Raw genomic sequence first — 15,579 nt, 5'->3', positions numbered from 1 at the left:
GCGCGAGGATGCGGCGGGGGTGCGCGGGCGCGAGGATGCAGTGCGGGCGCGCGCCGTCAGCCCGCGTTGATCATCTGGCGCAGCTCCTTCTTGAGCTCGCCGATCTCGTCGCGCAGGCGCGCCGCGATCTCGAACTGCAGATCCGCGGCCGCGGCGCGCATCTGGTCGGACAGGTCCTCGATGAGCTGCGACAGCTCCTCCGCGGGGCGCTGCGCGAGCAGCGTCTTCTTGCCGTCTCCGCCCGGCGTGGGCGCGCGCTTGGCCTGCTCGAGGGCCTCGGCGGTGTCCGCCTCCTCGCGCGCAAGCATCTCCGTGATGTCGCCGATGCGCTTGCGCAGCGGCTGCGGGTCGATGCCGTTCGCCTCGTTGAACGCGACCTGGAGCTCGCGGCGGCGGTTGGTCTCGTCGATCGCGGAGGCCATCGAGTCCGTGACGGTGTCCGCGTACATGTGGACCTCGCCTGAAACGTTGCGGGCCGCGCGCCCGATGGTCTGGATGAGCGACGTGCCCGACCGCAGGAAGCCCTCCTTGTCCGCGTCGAGGATCGACACGAGCGACACCTCGGGCAGGTCGAGGCCCTCGCGCAGCAGGTTGATGCCCACGAGCACGTCGTAGCGGCCCATGCGCAGCTCCCGGAGCAGCTCGACGCGGCGCAGCGTGTCGACGTCGGAGTGCAGGTACTCGACGCGCACGCCGCGGTCGCCGAGGTACTCGGTGAGGTCCTCGGCCATCTTCTTGGTGAGCGTGGTGACGAGGACGCGCTCGTCGCGCTCGACCCGCGCGCGGATGCACTCGAGGAGGTCGTCGATCTGCCCCTCGGTGGGCTTGACCACGACCTTGGGGTCGACGAGGCCCGTGGGACGGATGATCTGCTCGACCACGCCGTCGGAGCGCTCGAGCTCGTACCTGCCCGGCGTGGCCGACAGGTACACGGTCTGCCCGATCCGCTCCTGGAACTCGGGCCACTTGAGGGGCCGGTTGTCGAGCGCCGAGGGCAGGCGGAAGCCGTGCTCGACGAGCGTGCGCTTGCGCGAGGTGTCGCCCTCGTACATCGCGCCGATCTGGGGCACGGTCACGTGCGACTCGTCGATCACCAGGAGGAAGTCGTCCGGGAAGTAGTCGAGCAGCGTGTGCGGCGGCGTCCCCGCCTCCCGCTGCTCGATGTGCCGTGAGTAGTTCTCGATGCCCGAGCACGTCCCGACCGAGCGCATCATCTCGAGGTCGAAGGTGGTGCGCATCTTGAGGCGCTGCGCCTCGAGCAGCTTGTTCTGCCGCTCGAGCTCCTGCAGCCGCTCCCCCAGCTCGATCTCGATGGTCGAGATCGCGCGGTTCATCCGCTCCTCGCTCGCGACGTAGTGCGACGCGGGGAAGATGTGCACCTGCTGGCGCCGCTCCACCACCTCGCCGGTGAGCGGGTGCAGCGTGTACAGCGCCTCGACCTCGTCGCCGAACATCTCGATGCGGATCGCCAGCTCCTCGTACACCGGGATGATCTCGACGGTGTCGCCGCGCACCCGGAAGGTCCCGCGCGTGAACGCGAGGTCGTTGCGCGAGTACTGCATCTGCACGAACTCCCGCAGCAGCGAGTCCCGGTCGAGCACGTCGCCGATCGCGAGCGTGACCATGCCCTGGATGTACTCCTCGGGCGTGCCGAGGCCGTAGATGCACGAGACCGACGACACCACCACCACGTCGCGCCTGGTGAGAAGCGAGTTGGTGGCCGAGTAGCGCAGCCGCTCGACCTCCTCGTTGATCGACGAGTCCTTCTCGATGAACGTGTCCGTCTGCGGGACGTAGGCCTCGGGCTGGTAGTAGTCGTAGTAGCTGACGAAGTACTCGACCGCGTTGTTCGGCAGCAGGTCGCGGAACTCGTTCGCCAGCTGCGCCGCGAGCGTCTTGTTGTGCGCCATCACGAGCGTGGGCCGCTGCAGCCGCTCCACCAGCCACGCGGTGGTGGCGGACTTGCCGGTACCCGTCGCTCCCAGCAGCACCACGTCCTGCTCCCCCGCCTGGAGGCGCCGCGCGAGCTCGTCGATGGCCTTCGGCTGGTCGCCGGAGGGCTTGTACTCGGACACCACCTGGAAGGGGGCCTCGCTGCGGCGGAGGTCGGGGCTGCTCATGCGACTACGGTACGCCGGGGCTCCGACAGGACGATGCGAGGGTCAGCGCGGCACGTTGAGGTCCCAGAACGCGTCGACCTGCCGGTCGAGCCCCTCGACCGCGCCGGAGCCGTCGAGGACGACGTCCGCGATCGCGGCGCGCTCCTCGTCGGTGGCCTGCGCGCGGATCCGGGCCAGCGCATCGTGCTCCGTCATGCCGCGGGTCGCGACCATCCGGCTCACGCGCACCTGCTCCGGCGCCTCGACGGTGACGACCAGGTCGAAGTCGGGCCCTTGGCCGCTCTCGAGCAGCAGCGGGATGTCGTGCACGATCACCGCCACGCCCTCGCGGCGCGCCTGCCGGTCCGCGGCCGCGCCCATCGCGATGACGTAGGGGTGCACGATCGCGTTGAGCCGCTCGCGCGCGCTCTCGTCGTGGAAGACGATCGCGGCGAGCGCGCGCCGGTCGAGCGCATCGTCCCTCAGCACCCGGTCCCCGAACTCGGAGACGATGTCGACGAGACCGGCCGAGCCGGGCTCGACCGCCCTGCGGGCGAGCTCGTCGTGGTCGATGACGCGGGCGCCGCGCGCACGGAAGCGCGCGGACGCCGTTGACTTGCCGGAGGCGATCCCGCCGGTGAGGCCGATGCGAAGCACGACGGCAGTCAAACACGCCGGTCCGACAGGCGCCAACCCAGGGCGGATACGACGAAGGCCGCCACCCCCGCAGGGGTGACGGCCTTCGTACGGGACTGGCTTAGTTGCCGGTCAGCTTCTCGCGGAGAGCGGCGAGGCGCTCGTCCGAGGCAAGCGTGCCCTGGTCGCCCGACTCGTCGTGCGACGAGTACGAGGTCGGACCGTCGGCCTTGCGGCCGGCACCCTTGCGCGGGGCGGCGGCGGCCGGAGCGGCAGCCTCGGCCTCGGCGGCCTGGGCGTCCTGCTTGGCGACGAACGCCTTGTGGGCCTCCCAGCGCTCGTGCGCCTTCGCGTACTCGGCCTCCCAGGCCTCGCGCTCGGACTCGAAGCCCTCGCGCCACTCCTGGGTCTCCGGGTCGAAGCCCTCGGGGTACTTGTAGTTGCCCTGGGCGTCGTACTCGGCGGTCATGCCGTAGAGCGCGGGGTCGAAGTCCTCGCCCTGCGGGTCGACACCCTCGTTCGCCTGCTTGATCGAGAGCGAGATGCGGCGACGCTCGAGGTCGATGTCGATGATCTTGACGAAGACGTCCTCGTCGGCCGACACGACCTGCTCGGGCAGCTCGACGTGGCGGGTCGCCAGCTCCGAGATGTGCACGAGGCCCTCGATGCCCTCGAAGACGCGGACGAACGCGCCGAACGGGACGAGCTTGGTGACCTTGCCCGGGACGATCTGGCCGATCGCGTGGGTGCGGGCGTAGACCGCCCACGGGTCCTCCTGGGTCGCCTTGAGCGACAGCGAGACGCGCTCGCGGTCCATCTCGACGGTGAGGACCTCGACCTCGACCTCCTGGCCGACCGAGACGACCTCGGACGGGTGGTCGATGTGCTTCCACGACAGCTCGGAGACGTGCACGAGGCCGTCCACGCCGCCGAGGTCGACGAACGCACCGAAGTTGACGATCGACGAGACGACACCCTTGCGGACCTGGCCGGGGGCCAGCGCGGTGAGGAAGGACGAGCGGACCTCGGACTGCGTCTGCTCGAGGAAGGCACGGCGCGACAGGACCACGTTGTTGCGGTTCTTGTCGAGCTCGATGATCTTCGCCTCGATGGACTGGCCGATGTACGGCGCGAGGTCGCGCACGCGGCGCATCTCGACGAGCGAGGCCGGGAGGAAGCCGCGGAGACCGATGTCCACGATGAGGCCGCCCTTGACGACCTCGATGACGGTGCCGGAGACGACGCCGTCCTCTTCCTTGATCTTCTCGATCGAGCCCCACGCGCGCTCGTACTGCGCACGCTTCTTCGAGAGGATCAGGCGACCCTCCTTGTCCTCCTTGGTGAGGACGAGCGCCTCGACGGTGTCGCCGACGTTGACGACCTCATCCGGGTTGGCGTCGTGGCGGATCGAAAGCTCGCGCGAGGGGATGACACCCTCGGTCTTGTAGCCGATGTCGAGGAGGACCTCGTCACGGTCGACCTTGACGATGGTGCCCTCGACGAGGTCACCGTCGTCGAAGTTCTTGATGGTCGCGTCGACGGCAGCGAGGAAATCCTCAGCGGTGCCGATGTCGTTGACGGCGATTGCGGACTCGGGGGTGGAAACGGACATTAAGGAATTGCTCCGGTGGACAGGGAATCGTATGGATATGGTTGGCCGGGCACGCGGGCGCACCAGACCAACGGATATCCTACCGCGTTCCACCGGTTCCGGGCAATGCGGCCACCGGCGTGGCGGCGGGACGATGCGCCTGGTCGCCGCCGCATCGTCCCGGCGCCGTCGCGCGGGTCAGAGACCGCGCGCCGCCATGAGCAGCTCGTCCGGCACCCACTTGGTCTTGCCCATCATCGTGTCGAAGGGCTCGAGCACGATGTGGTCGCCCTGCAGCGCCGTGAACTTGTGCGACTCCCCCGCGACGATGCCGTCGATCGCGCGGACGCCCATGCGCGTGCCGAGGAGGCGGTCCGCCGCGGTCGGGACGCCGCCGCGCTGGACGTAGCCCAGGACCGTGAGGCGCGTGGTGAAGCCGGTGGCCGCCTCGATCGCCTTGGTGACCTCGTGGCCGATCGAGCCGGCGATCGGGTTGCCCTTCTCGTCGAGGGTCTGCTTGCCGGCCCAGGACGACCCCTCGGCGGGGATCGCGCCCTCGGCGACCGCGACGATCGAGAAGTTCTTGTAGCGGTGGCGGTGCTTGATGCGCTTGGCGATCACGTCGATGTCGAACGGCTCCTCGGGCGCGAGGATGATGTCCGCGCCGCCCGCGATGCCCGCGGTCACCGCGATCCAGCCGCTGTGGCGGCCCATGACCTCGACGACCATGACGCGGTTGTGGGACTCCGCCGTGGAGTGGAGGCGATCGATCGCCTCGGTCGCGATGGACACGGCGGTGTCGAAGCCGATCGCCGCGTCGGTGCCGACCACGTCGTTGTCGATGGTCTTCGGGATGCCGATGACGGGCACGCCGAGGGCCTTCGACACCTTGCCGGCCGCCTTGAGCGTGCCGTCGCCGCCGATGCAGATGAAGCCGTCGAGCTTCTCGTTCTCGAAGGTCTCCTGGACGGCCTCCATGCCTCCCTCGACCTTGTGGGGGTGGCAGCGCGCGGTGCCGAGCATCGTGCCGCCGTGGACGAGGATCCCGGAGACGTCGTCGCGCGTCATGGGCCGGGCATCGCCGTCGATGACGCCCTGCCAGCCGTTGTTGAAGCCGACGATGGAGCAGCCGAGCTCCGACGTGCCGCGCTTGACGACGGCTCTGATCGCCGCGTTGAGACCGGGGCAGTCCCCGCCACCCGTGAGAAGACCGATTCGCATGCCACCAACCCTAGTGTCCAGCGGTGCGCCAGTCACCGCCCGTTCCGACGTTGACATCGAGAGGGACGCTGAGGTCGCCGGCGGCGCGCATCTCCTCCCGGAGAATGGTCTCGACCGCCGCGCGTTCTCCGGGGGCTGTCTCGACCACGAGCTCATCATGCACCTGAAGTACCTGCCGTGATGCCAGACCTTCGTCCTTGAGACGCGCCTCGACGCCCAGCATCGCGCGCTTGATCAGGTCCGCGGCGGAGCCCTGGATGGGCGCGTTGAGCGCGACCCGCTCGGCGATGTCGCGGCGCTGGCGGTTGGTCGACGTGAGGTCCGGGACGTAGCGGCGGCGGCCGAAGATCGTCTCCGTGTAGCCGTCCTTGCGGGCCTGCTCGACGACCGCGTGGAGGTAGTCGCGCACGCCGCCGAAACGGGAGAAGTAGTCGTCCATGAGCGCCTGCGCGGCGCCCACCGGAAGCCCGAGCTGGCGCGCGAGCCCGAACGACGACAGCCCGTACGCGAGGCCGTACGACATCGCCTTCACCTGGGAGCGCATCTCCGGGGTGACGCCCTCCGGCGCGACGCCGAACACGCGCGACCCGACGAAGCGGTGGAGGTCCTCCCCCGCCGCGAAGGCCTCGATGAGGCCCGAGTCGCCCGACAGGTGCGCCATGATGCGCATCTCGATCTGCGAGTAGTCCGCCGTCACGAGCGTGTCGAAGCCCTCGCCCACGACGAACGCCTCGCGGATCCGGTGCCCCTCGGGCGTCCGGATCGGGATGTTCTGCAGGTTGGGGTCCTTCGAGCTGAGGCGCCCCGTCGCCGCGACCACCTGCGAGAAGGTGGTGTGGATGCGGCCGTCGGGCTGCACCGCCTGCGCGAGCGTCTCGATGATCTGCGACAGCTTGGACGCGTCACGGTGCGCGAGCAAGGCCGTGAGGAACGGGTGCGGGGCCTTCTCGTTGAGGTCGTGGAGGGACGATGCGTCGGTCGAGTAGCCCGTCTTGATCTTCTTGGTCTTGGGCATGCCGAGGCGGTCGAACAGCACCTCCTGGAGCTGCTTGGGCGAGCCGAGGTTGACGCGGTCGCCGCCGATCGCGGCGTACGCGTCCTCGGCGGCACGGTCGGCGCGGCCCCGCGCCTCGTCGGACAGCGCGCCGAGCTTCTCGCGGTCGACCGCCATGCCGGCGTGCTCCATCCGCGCCAGCACGCTCACCAGGGGGATCTCCAGGTCCGCGTAGAGGTCCGCCATGCCGCGCTCGGCGACCATGGGGTCGAGCACGGCGGCCAGCGCCCGCACGTGCGCGGCACGTTCGCCGGCGCCCTCCGCGGCCGAGCCGCCGAGGCCGAGGTCGAGCTCCCCGGACGCCGCGGCGGAGTCGAGCGTGAGCCCGAGGTGGCGCTGGAGGATCTGGTCGAGCTCGAAGCCGCGCTGGTCGGGGTTGACCAGGAACGCCGCGATCTGGGTGTCGCCCACGATCCCCGCCAGGTCCCAGCCGCGCGCCTGAAGGGCGTGCCACGCGTCCTTGGCGCCGTGCAGCACCTTCGGCACCGAGGCGTCGGCGAGCCACGCGGCCAGCGCCTTCTCGTCGGCGGGGCCGAGACCGGTGAGGTCGATCCCCCAGGCGACGTCCGCCGCGTCGGCGACGCCGAGCGCCCACGCGTCCGCGTCCGCGCCGCCGCGCCCGTCGACGTGCACCGCCACGGGGCCCGTCATGGCGGTGACGGCGGCCACGGCGCCCTCGCTGCGCACCACGACGGCCGCGGTCTCGACGGCGGCCTCCGCAGCATCGTCCCCCGCCGCGAACGGCAGCAGCCGGTCGCGCAGCGTGCGGAACTGGAGCGCGTCGCAAACCTCGTGGATCGCGGCGGCGTCGCCGCCGGCGTACTCGAGGTCCTCGACCGGGACCTCGACCTCGAGGTCGGTGAGGAGGTGGTTGAGCTCGCGGTTGAGGCGCACCTGGTCGACGTGGTCGCGCAGCGACTGGCCCGCCTTGCCGGGCACGTCCTCCGCGCTCTCGAGGATCCCGGCGAGCCCGCCGTAGACGCCGATCCACTTCGCGGCCGTCTTGGGCCCCACCCCGGGCACACCCGGCAGGTTGTCGCTGGTCTCGCCGACCAGCGCCGCCATGTCGGGGTACTGCTCGGGCCGCACCCCGTACTTCTCCTGCACGGCGTCCGGCGTGAAGCGGACGAGGTCCGACACGCCCTTGCGCGGGTACAGCAGGGTGACGTCGTCGTTGACGAGCTGGATGGTGTCGCGGTCGCCCGACACCACGAGCACGCGCAGGCCCGCCTCGCGGCCGAGCCGCGCATACGTGGCGAGGAGGTCGTCGGCCTCGTAGCGGGGCTTGTCGACCGCGGTGACGCCGAGCGCGCCCAGCACCTCGCGGATGAGCGGCACCTGCGGCTCGAACTCCGGGGGCGTCTCGTCGCGGGTGCCCTTGTAGGACGGCAGCCGCTCGGTGCGGAACGTCCCGCCCGGGAGGTCGAAGGCCACCGCCAGGTGGGTGGGCTCGTGGTCCTTCATCAGCGTCGCCAGCATCGTGGTGAAGCCGTAGACCGCGTTGGTGGGCACGCCCGTGCTGGTCGCGAAGTTCTCGACCGGGAGGCCGAAGAACGCCCGGAACGCCATCGACAGTCCATCGACGAGCAGGAGTGTTCCCTTGGTGGATTCGCTCACAGGTGCCAACCTATCTTCCATGTCAGACGCCGAGGTCTCCGTGCCGCCGCTGCCCGAGGACGGGCTCATCGCCCGGATGGGCATCTCCATCATGACCGTCACCCCCGACAGCGCGACGGGGACGATGCCCGTCGAGGGCAACACGCAACCCTATGGCCTGCTGCACGGCGGCGCGTCCGCCGTGCTCGCGGAGACGCTGGGGTCGCTGGCGGCGATGGCGCACGTCACCGCGATGGACCCCGACGGGATCGCGGTGGGGGTCGACCTCAACGTCACGCACGTGCGCGCCGCACGCTCGGGCACCGTGACAGGAACCGCCGTCGCGGTCCACCTGGGCCGCTCGATCGCGACGTACGCGATCGAGATCGTCGACGAGACCGGCGCGAAGGTTGCAGTTTCGCGTCTTACCTGTGCGTTGAAAACACGCCGGTAACACTGTCGGTCTAAGGTGTGCCCCAACTTGGAGGGGAGAACGGTGTTCACCAGACCTGACAGGCGGTTCTACAGGGCCGCCGCCTTGCTGCTCGTCGCGGCAGCCGCATTCGTGATCGCGACGCTCGTCATCGGAGGCGGGCCCGCCGATGCGGAGACCGTTGAGCCGGTGGCCGCCGGCACATCCACGGCCACGCTCGTCATCCAGAACGTCATCAACGGGCTCGCGTTCGGCGTGCTGCTGGCGCTCGCCGCGGTGGGCCTGTCGCTCATCTTCGGCACCACCGGCCTGAGCAACTTCGCCCACGGTGAGCAGGTGACCTTCGGAGCCCTGCTGACGTTCTTCCTCAGCACCAACGAGCAGGTCACCATCCCGCTCGTGCCCGGCTCGTTCACGATCGGCCTGCCGCTGTGGCTCGCGGCCATCATCGCCGTGATCGTCTCGGGCGGCACCGGATGGCTGCAGGACAAGCTGCTGTGGAACCCCCTGCGCAAGCGCCGCGTCGCGGTGCTCCAGCAGATGGTGGTGAGCATCGGCCTCTCGCTCGCGCTGCTCAACATGCTGCAGTGGTGGATGGGCGCCAGCCGCCACCGCCTCACGAACGCCTCGGGCGGCCGCATCACCTTCGGCGACTTCTACATCGGCACGCAGACCCTGATGTCCGTGGTGATCGCCTCGATCGCCCTGCTCGCGGTCGCGCTGTTCCTCCTCAAGACCCGCCTCGGCCGCGCGACGCGCGCGATCTCCGACAACCCGGCGCTCGCCGCCGCCTCCGGCATCCGCGTGGACTCGATCATCCGCCTGGTGTGGGTCATGTCCGCCGCGCTGGCGGGCCTGGGCGGCATCCTGCTCGCGCTGTTCGACAACGGCGCGGGCTTCGACTCGGGTGCCCGCATCCTGCTCCTGATGTTCGCCGCGGTCACGCTCGGCGGCCTCGGCCAGGCCTTCGGCGCGCTCGTCGGCGCCCTGGTGGTCGGCGTGGTGTCGGAGGTCTCGACCGTCGTCATCGCACCCGACATGCGCTACGCCTCGGCGCTCGGCATCCTCATCATCGTCCTGCTGGTGAGGCCACAGGGCATCCTCGGCACGAAGGAGCGGGTGGGCTGACATGGACATCCTCATCAATGCCCTCGAACAGATGTTCACGCCCGCCACGGCGGCGTTCGCGATCGCGGCGATCGGGCTGAACTTCCACTTCGGTCTCACCGGCCTGCTCAACATGGGCCAGGCGGGCTTCATGCTCCTCGGCATGTACGGCTACGCGATCTCGATCCGCGAGGGCCTGCCCATGTGGCTGGCGCTGCTCGTCGCGATGGGCGCTGCCATCCTGTTCGGCCTCCTGCTGGGCTGGCCGACCCTGAAGCTGCGAGGCGACTACCTCGCGATCGTGACGATCGCCGCGTCCGAGATCGTCAGGTACGTCGGGCGCTCCAACACGCTCGTCGACGTCACCGGCGGCTCGCTCGGCATCAAGGGCAAGGACTACAAGGGGCCGCTCGAGGAGCTGTCGCCCTTCCCGGACGAGCGGCTCTCCGTCGGCCCGTTCACGTACCACGGCTCGGCCTCCGACTCCTGGTGGCTCCGCGTGGTCGCCTGGTCGCTCGTCGCGCTCCTGCTGCTCGTGTTCTGGCGCCTGTCGAACTCGCCGTGGGGCCGCGTGCTCAAGGGCATCCGCGAGGACGAGGACGCCGTGCGCTCGCTCGGCAAGAACGTCTACTGGTACAAGATGCAGGCCCTCATCATCGGTGGTGTCATCGGTGCGCTGGGAGGCGTGATCTGGGCGCATGGCTCGGCCGTCGTCGCGGATGCGATGGGACGTCCCACCACGTTCTGGGTGTGGACCATCCTGCTGCTCGGCGGCGCCGCGACGGTCCTGGGACCCGTGGTCGGATCCGTGGTGTTCTGGGCCGCGCTGTCGCTGGTCCGCGCCGTCGCCAAGGAGTTCATCCCCGAGTCGATCCTGCCGTCTACCGCGATCGAGCCTTTCGGCCTCATGCTGGTCGGTATCGCCCTGATCCTCATCGTGGTCTTCCGCCCGCAGGGCATCCTCGGCAACAAGAAGGAGCTTGCGTTCCATGCCTGACACGACAGTCCTGGACGGGATCGCCCACGAGCCGGGCGTCGCGAAGCCGGACCCGATCCTCGTCGCCGACGGCGTCGTGCGCCGCTTCGGCGGCCTCACCGCCGTCGACGTCAAGCACTTCGAGGTGCAGCGCAACACCATCACCGCGCTCATCGGCCCCAACGGTGCCGGCAAGTCGACGTTCTTCAACCTGTTGACGAGCTTCGACACCGCGCAGGAGGGGTCGGGCACCTTCGACGGCGACCCGCTGCGGAAGGTGTCGCCCCACAAGGTGGCGCGCTCCGGCATGGTGCGCACGTTCCAGCTCACCAAGGCCCTCGAGGGCATGAGCGTCATGGACAACATGCGCCTGGGCGCCCAGCACCAGCCGGGCGAGTCGCTCCTCACCGCCTTCGTGCCGCCGCTGTGGTCGAAGCGCGAGCGGGAGGTGACCGAGCAGGCGCACGACCTGCTGCACCGCTTCAAGCTCTACGCGAAGCGCGACGACTCGGCGGGCTCGCTCTCGGGCGGCCAGCGCAAGCTGCTCGAGATGGCGCGCGCGCTCATGTCGAAGCCCAAGATGGTGATGCTCGACGAGCCGATGGCGGGCGTCAACCCGGCGCTCACCGAGTCCCTGCTCGAGCACATCGTCGAGCTCAAGCACGAGGGCATGACCGTCCTGTTCGTCGAGCACGACATGCACATGGTGCGCCGCATCTCGGACTGGGTCGCCGTCATGGCGCAGGGCCAGCTGATCGCGGAGGGCCCCGCCGGCACCGTGATGCAGAACAAGGCCGTGCAGGACGCCTACCTCGGCGAGCACCACGACACCGACCTCTCGGAGGGCAACTGATGACCGCTGCAACCCAGGACGTGCTCATCACGGCGGACGACGTGTGGGCCGGCTACATCCCGGGCGTGAGCATCCTCAACGGCTGCTCCCTCGAGGTGAAGAAGGGCGAGCTCATCGGCATCATCGGCCCCAACGGCGCCGGCAAGTCGACGTTCCTCAAGGCGCTCTTCGGGCTCGTGCCCGTCACCGAGGGCAAGTTCGTGCTCGACGGCGACGACATCACGAACCTGCGCGCCGACCAGCTGGTCAAGCGCGGCATCGGCTTCGTCCCGCAGACCAACAACGTGTTCCCGTCGCTCACCATCCTCGAGAACCTCGAGATGGGCGCGTACCAGCGGCCGCAGGCGTTCAAGGAGCGCCTCGACGTCATCGGCGACCTGTTCCCGGTGCTGATCGAGCGCAAGAACCAGCGCGCCGGCTCCCTGTCGGGCGGTGAGCGCCAGATGGTCGCCATGGCCCGTGCGCTCATGATGGACCCGAAGGTGCTGCTGCTCGACGAGCCCAGCGCCGGCCTGTCCCCCGCGCGTCAGGACGAGACGTTCGTCCGCACGCGCGACATCAACAAGCACGGCGTCACGGTCATCATGGTCGAGCAGAACGCCCGCCGCTGCCTGCAGATCTGCGACCGCGGCTACGTGCTCGACCAGGGCACCGCCGCGTACACCGCGACGGGCCAGGAGCTGCTCAAGGACCCCAAGGTCATCGAGCTCTACCTCGGCACGCTCGGCGCGTAGCGCACACGCTCCCGGAGGCCCGGTCCCGCGTCGGCGGGGCCGGGCCTTCTGCTGTGCCCGGCGCCGGCCCGCCCTCTCCCCCCACGCCACCGCCGCGCAGCCGGCGTCTCCGGCCGACTCCACCGCGCATCGTCCCTGGTGCCGACGGCCGACCACGGGGACGCACGCCGGTTGCGTCGGGACGATGCGCGGGCCAGCGGGGCCTGTGGCGGGTGGCGGCGGGACGATGCGCGGGCCGCCCGAGCCTCCTCCCGCGCGCGTTCCGGCGTATGGGAGAGGGTGCGCGACGCATCGTCCCTGGTCCCTGCGAGCGACCCGGCGCCCATGCGCCGGTTGCGTAGGAAGCCGGGAGCGGCGAGGCGGCGTGGCCCCGGAGACGCGGCAAGGCCCCCGGGGCGAACCCCGGGGGCCTTGCTGCGGTTCGGGTCAGGCGATCACTCGCCGGCCGACCACTCCACCTCTTCGACACGCGAGATGTTGTTGTCGGCGTCGTACTGCCAGACACCGATGACGGCCGCGGTCGGGTCGTTGTTCTCGTCGAACGGACCGGACAGCGAGAGCGCCTGGTAGTCGATGGTCTCGCCGGACTCGATGAGCTCCGAGCACTCGACCCAGCCGGTGCACGCGATGCCACCGTCGGCGCCCGAGACGGAGGCCATGTTCTCCTGGATGACCGCCGGGTCGGACGAGCCGCCCTGGAGCGCCGCGAGGGCGACCAGCATGACGGCGTCGTAGGACTCGTTCGCGTACGAGACGTCCTCGAGCTCCGAGCCGTTGGCCTCGTCGAGCAGGGCCTTGAACTCGTCGGTCGGCGCCGAGCCCGGGATGGTGCCCTTGCCGCCCTCGAGGGTGCCCGCCGCGAAGGTGTCGCCCCAGTTCGAGGTGTTGCCGTCCGACATGTAGACCTTGGTCATGTCGTAGCCGGCGTCTGCGATCGAGGGGATGATCTGCGCGGTCACGTCGAAGGCGATCATGAGGATCGCGTCCGGGTTGGTGGCCAGCGCGGCCTCGACGTTGGCGTTGAAGTTGCCACCGGCGGGGTCGATCTCCTCGCCCGAGGTGCCGTAGGTGATGGTGCCGCCGGCACCCTCGACGCGCTCCTGGACGACGTCGCGGAACGAGACGCCGTAGTCGTCACCCTGGACCAGGATGGCGATGTTCGACGCGCCGTCGTTCATCATGAGGTCGGCGACCGCGGCACCCTGAGCGGTGTCCGGCGGAGCGGTGCGGAAGTAGAAGTCGGAGTAGCCCGACAGCGAGGTCGACGTGTTCGCGGGCGACACCATGACGATGCCGGCGGCGTCGACGTCGTCGAGCACGAGGAGCGTCGAGGCCGACGAGGCGGCGCCGATGATCGCCGAGACCTCGGCGTTGATGAGCTCCGAGATGGACTGGTCACCGATGGTCGGGTTGTTCGCGTCGCCGGAGTCGGTCTCCATGAGCTCGACGTCGGAACCGAACACACCGCCGGCCTCGTTGATCTCGTTCACCGCGACCTTCACGCCGGCAACCTCCGGCGGGCCGAGGAACGCGAGCGAGCCGGTGATCGGCAGGAAGCTGCCGATCTTCAGCGGGTCACCCGAGCCACCCTCGGCGCTCGAGCTCGAACCGTCCTCGCTGCCCTCCGCCGAGCACGCGGCGAGGGAAAGGGTCGCGACGGCGGCGAAGGCCGCGCCACGGGCGATGGAGTTCCATCGTGCCATGTTTCTTCCTCCCACTAGGTGAGACGATCTCACCTTGGTTAGTGCGCGACGAGGGGAGTTCCTCATCGCGGTAACCGTCACGCTAGCGGGAGCCTGTTACACGATTGCGTCGTGTCCATCACGATTTCGTGACCGAACCGAGCGGGGAAGAGCGGTTTGCTCTACTTTCCGCCCATCTGCTCGATGACGGCCTCGGCCACCTCTCGCATCGTGAGACGACGGTCCATCGAGGTCTTCTGGATCCAGCGGAAGGACTCGGGCTCGTTGAGCTTCATCTTCTCCATGAGGAGGCCCTTGGCGCGCTCGACCTTCTTGCGGGTCTCCATGCGCTCGTTGATATCGGCGATCTCCGACTCGAGCGCGCGGATCTCCACGTAGCGGGAGGCCGCGATCTCGACCGCGGGCAGCAGGTCGCCCGGTGTGAAGGGCTTGACCACGTACGCCATGGCGCCCGCGTCGCGCGCACGCTCGACGAGCTCGGTCTGCGAGAAGGCGGTGAGCAGCACCACCGGCGCGATGCGCTCCTTGGCGATCTGCTCGGCCGCGGTGATGCCGTCCATGACGGGCATCTTCACGTCCATCACGACGACGTCGGGCTTGTGCTCGCGGGCGAGCGCCACGCCCTCCTCGCCGTTGGCGCCCTCGCCGACGACGTCGTAGCCGCCCTCGCGGAGCGTCTCCACGATATCCATGCGGATGAGCGCCTCGTCCTCGGCGACGACCGCGCGGCGCGCGCGCTTGGGGGCCTGGGTCTCCTGCTCCGCCTGGGGAGCGTCCTTCGCATCAGTCACAGGCGCTAGCCTAGTGCCCTCGCCCCGGTAGCCCAACTGGCAGAGGCACGCGGCTCAAACCCGCGGTGTTGTGGGTTCGAATCCCACCCGGGGTACGCATCGTCCTCCGGGACCGACGGACGCGTGGACGCCCGGTCCCGGGGGACGCCCTCCCCGAGCCCCCCCCCCCCCCCCGTCGGCGGAACCCGCCCGCGGCCGGCGACGCCGACGTCCCTCACGCTCCTCGCCCCGCGCAGGGCTGTCGATCGGGGCGCCCGGGACCTCCGGTGCGCCGTCCCGACCGCGGCCGTGGGATGCTCGTCTGGACACGTGAGGAGCGCCCCATGACGCACGCCACCACCCTGCACATCGCGCTGGTCGCGCACGACAACAAGAAGGCCGAGCTGCTCGAGTGGGCCTCGTTCAACAAGGGCTCGCTCGCCCATCACCAGCTCTACGCGACCGGCACCACGGGCACGATGCTGGAGTTCGAGCTGGGCTTCCGGGTGCACCGCTTCCTGTCGGGCCCCGTGGGCGGCGACCAGCAGATCGGCGCGCGGATCGCCGAGGGCTCGCTCGACATGCTCATCTTCTTCTGGGACCCGCTCGAGCCGCAGCCCCACGACCCGGACGTCAAGGCGCTGCTGCGCCTGGGCGCGCTGTGGAACATCCCCATCGCGTCGAACGTCGCGACCGCGGACTTCCTCATCTCGTCGCCGCTGTTCCGCGAGGGCTACGAGCGCAGGATCCCGGACCTGGGCCCGCGCGACTGGGAGGCCATGCGGCCCGCGGACGACGCGTAGCCG

General features: G+C 69.9%; 13 protein-coding genes and 1 tRNA gene. 7 read left to right on the top strand and 7 right to left on the bottom strand.

Translation table 11 applies throughout. From position 1 onward, the window contains the following. Positions 1-56: 56 nt before the first annotated feature. The 5 genes from uvrB to polA all read right to left on the bottom strand — a co-directional run bounded on the left by uvrB (position 57) and on the right by polA (position 8,239). Positions 57-2,120 carry an excinuclease ABC subunit UvrB gene (uvrB, locus tag QQX09_RS00280; protein WP_301130709.1) on the bottom strand — a complete coding sequence of 688 codons (2,064 nt, stop codon included), beginning with the start codon at positions 2,118-2,120 and terminating at the stop codon, positions 57-59. Between the two features lie 42 nt (positions 2,121-2,162). Next, positions 2,163-2,756 (bottom strand): dephospho-CoA kinase, encoded by a 594-nt coding sequence (gene coaE / locus QQX09_RS00275; RefSeq protein ID WP_301130708.1) that lies wholly within the window; start codon positions 2,754-2,756, stop codon positions 2,163-2,165. 100 nt (positions 2,757-2,856) lie between these two features. After that, on the bottom strand, positions 2,857-4,347 hold the full coding sequence (rpsA, locus tag QQX09_RS00270) for a 30S ribosomal protein S1 (RefSeq protein ID WP_301130707.1): 1,491 nt from the start codon (positions 4,345-4,347) through the stop codon (positions 2,857-2,859). Between the two features lie 177 nt (positions 4,348-4,524). After that, positions 4,525-5,547 (bottom strand): 6-phosphofructokinase, encoded by a 1,023-nt coding sequence (locus QQX09_RS00265; protein ID WP_301130706.1) that lies wholly within the window; start codon positions 5,545-5,547, stop codon positions 4,525-4,527. Positions 5,548-5,557: 10 nt separating this feature from the next. Then, complete coding sequence (polA, locus tag QQX09_RS00260; RefSeq protein ID WP_301130705.1) at positions 5,558-8,239, bottom strand: DNA polymerase I; 2,682 nt, start codon at positions 8,237-8,239, stop codon at positions 5,558-5,560. Between polA and QQX09_RS00255 the strand changes: the two genes are divergently transcribed. The 5 genes from QQX09_RS00255 to QQX09_RS00235 are packed head-to-tail and all read left to right on the top strand — an operon-like array spanning position 8,238 to position 12,300. Then, positions 8,238-8,651 carry a PaaI family thioesterase gene (locus QQX09_RS00255; protein WP_301130704.1) on the top strand — a complete coding sequence of 138 codons (414 nt, stop codon included), beginning with the start codon at positions 8,238-8,240 and terminating at the stop codon, positions 8,649-8,651. The genes polA and QQX09_RS00255 overlap by 2 nt on opposite strands. A 42-nt stretch (positions 8,652-8,693) precedes the next feature. Continuing rightward, entirely contained in the window at positions 8,694-9,758 is a 1,065-nt protein-coding gene (locus QQX09_RS00250) for a branched-chain amino acid ABC transporter permease (protein WP_301130703.1), read from the top strand. 1 nt (position 9,759) lies between these two features. Beyond that, a complete protein-coding gene (locus tag QQX09_RS00245) occupies positions 9,760-10,734 on the top strand; it encodes a branched-chain amino acid ABC transporter permease (RefSeq protein WP_301130702.1) in 975 nt (324 codons plus the stop codon). Then, a complete protein-coding gene (locus QQX09_RS00240) occupies positions 10,727-11,566 on the top strand; it encodes an ABC transporter ATP-binding protein (protein WP_301130701.1) in 840 nt (279 codons plus the stop codon). Before QQX09_RS00245 ends, QQX09_RS00240 begins: the two co-directional genes overlap by 8 nt. Next, positions 11,566-12,300 (top strand): ABC transporter ATP-binding protein, encoded by a 735-nt coding sequence (locus tag QQX09_RS00235; RefSeq protein WP_301130700.1) that lies wholly within the window; start codon positions 11,566-11,568, stop codon positions 12,298-12,300. Before QQX09_RS00240 ends, QQX09_RS00235 begins: the two co-directional genes overlap by 1 nt. A 434-nt stretch (positions 12,301-12,734) precedes the next feature. Here the strand turns inward: QQX09_RS00235 and QQX09_RS00230 are convergent, their stop codons facing one another. Together QQX09_RS00230 and QQX09_RS00225 are read right to left on the bottom strand one after the other, a co-directional pair. Next, the gene (locus QQX09_RS00230) at positions 12,735-14,003 is read right to left on the bottom strand and encodes an ABC transporter substrate-binding protein (RefSeq protein WP_301130699.1); all 1,269 of its coding nucleotides are present in this window, start codon (positions 14,001-14,003) and stop codon (positions 12,735-12,737) included. Positions 14,004-14,164: 161 nt separating this feature from the next. Beyond that, a complete protein-coding gene (locus QQX09_RS00225) occupies positions 14,165-14,794 on the bottom strand; it encodes an ANTAR domain-containing response regulator (protein WP_062311871.1) in 630 nt (209 codons plus the stop codon). A 21-nt stretch (positions 14,795-14,815) separates the two neighbouring features. Between QQX09_RS00225 and QQX09_RS00220 the strand changes: the two genes are divergently transcribed. Both QQX09_RS00220 and QQX09_RS00215 read left to right on the top strand, forming a co-directional pair. Next, positions 14,816-14,889: transfer RNA gene (locus QQX09_RS00220), tRNA-Leu, on the top strand. A 228-nt stretch (positions 14,890-15,117) separates the two neighbouring features. Next, positions 15,118-15,576: a methylglyoxal synthase gene (locus tag QQX09_RS00215; RefSeq protein ID WP_301130698.1), complete on the top strand. Its 459-nt coding sequence runs from the start codon at positions 15,118-15,120 to the stop codon at positions 15,574-15,576. The last annotated feature ends 3 nt before the right edge of the window (positions 15,577-15,579 follow it).

The sequence above is a fragment of the Demequina litoralis genome (assembly GCF_030418455.1).
GTDB classification, from domain to species: Bacteria; Actinomycetota; Actinomycetes; order Actinomycetales; family Demequinaceae; genus Demequina; species Demequina litoralis.
This window is presented reverse-complemented; position numbering and strand designations above follow the sequence as displayed.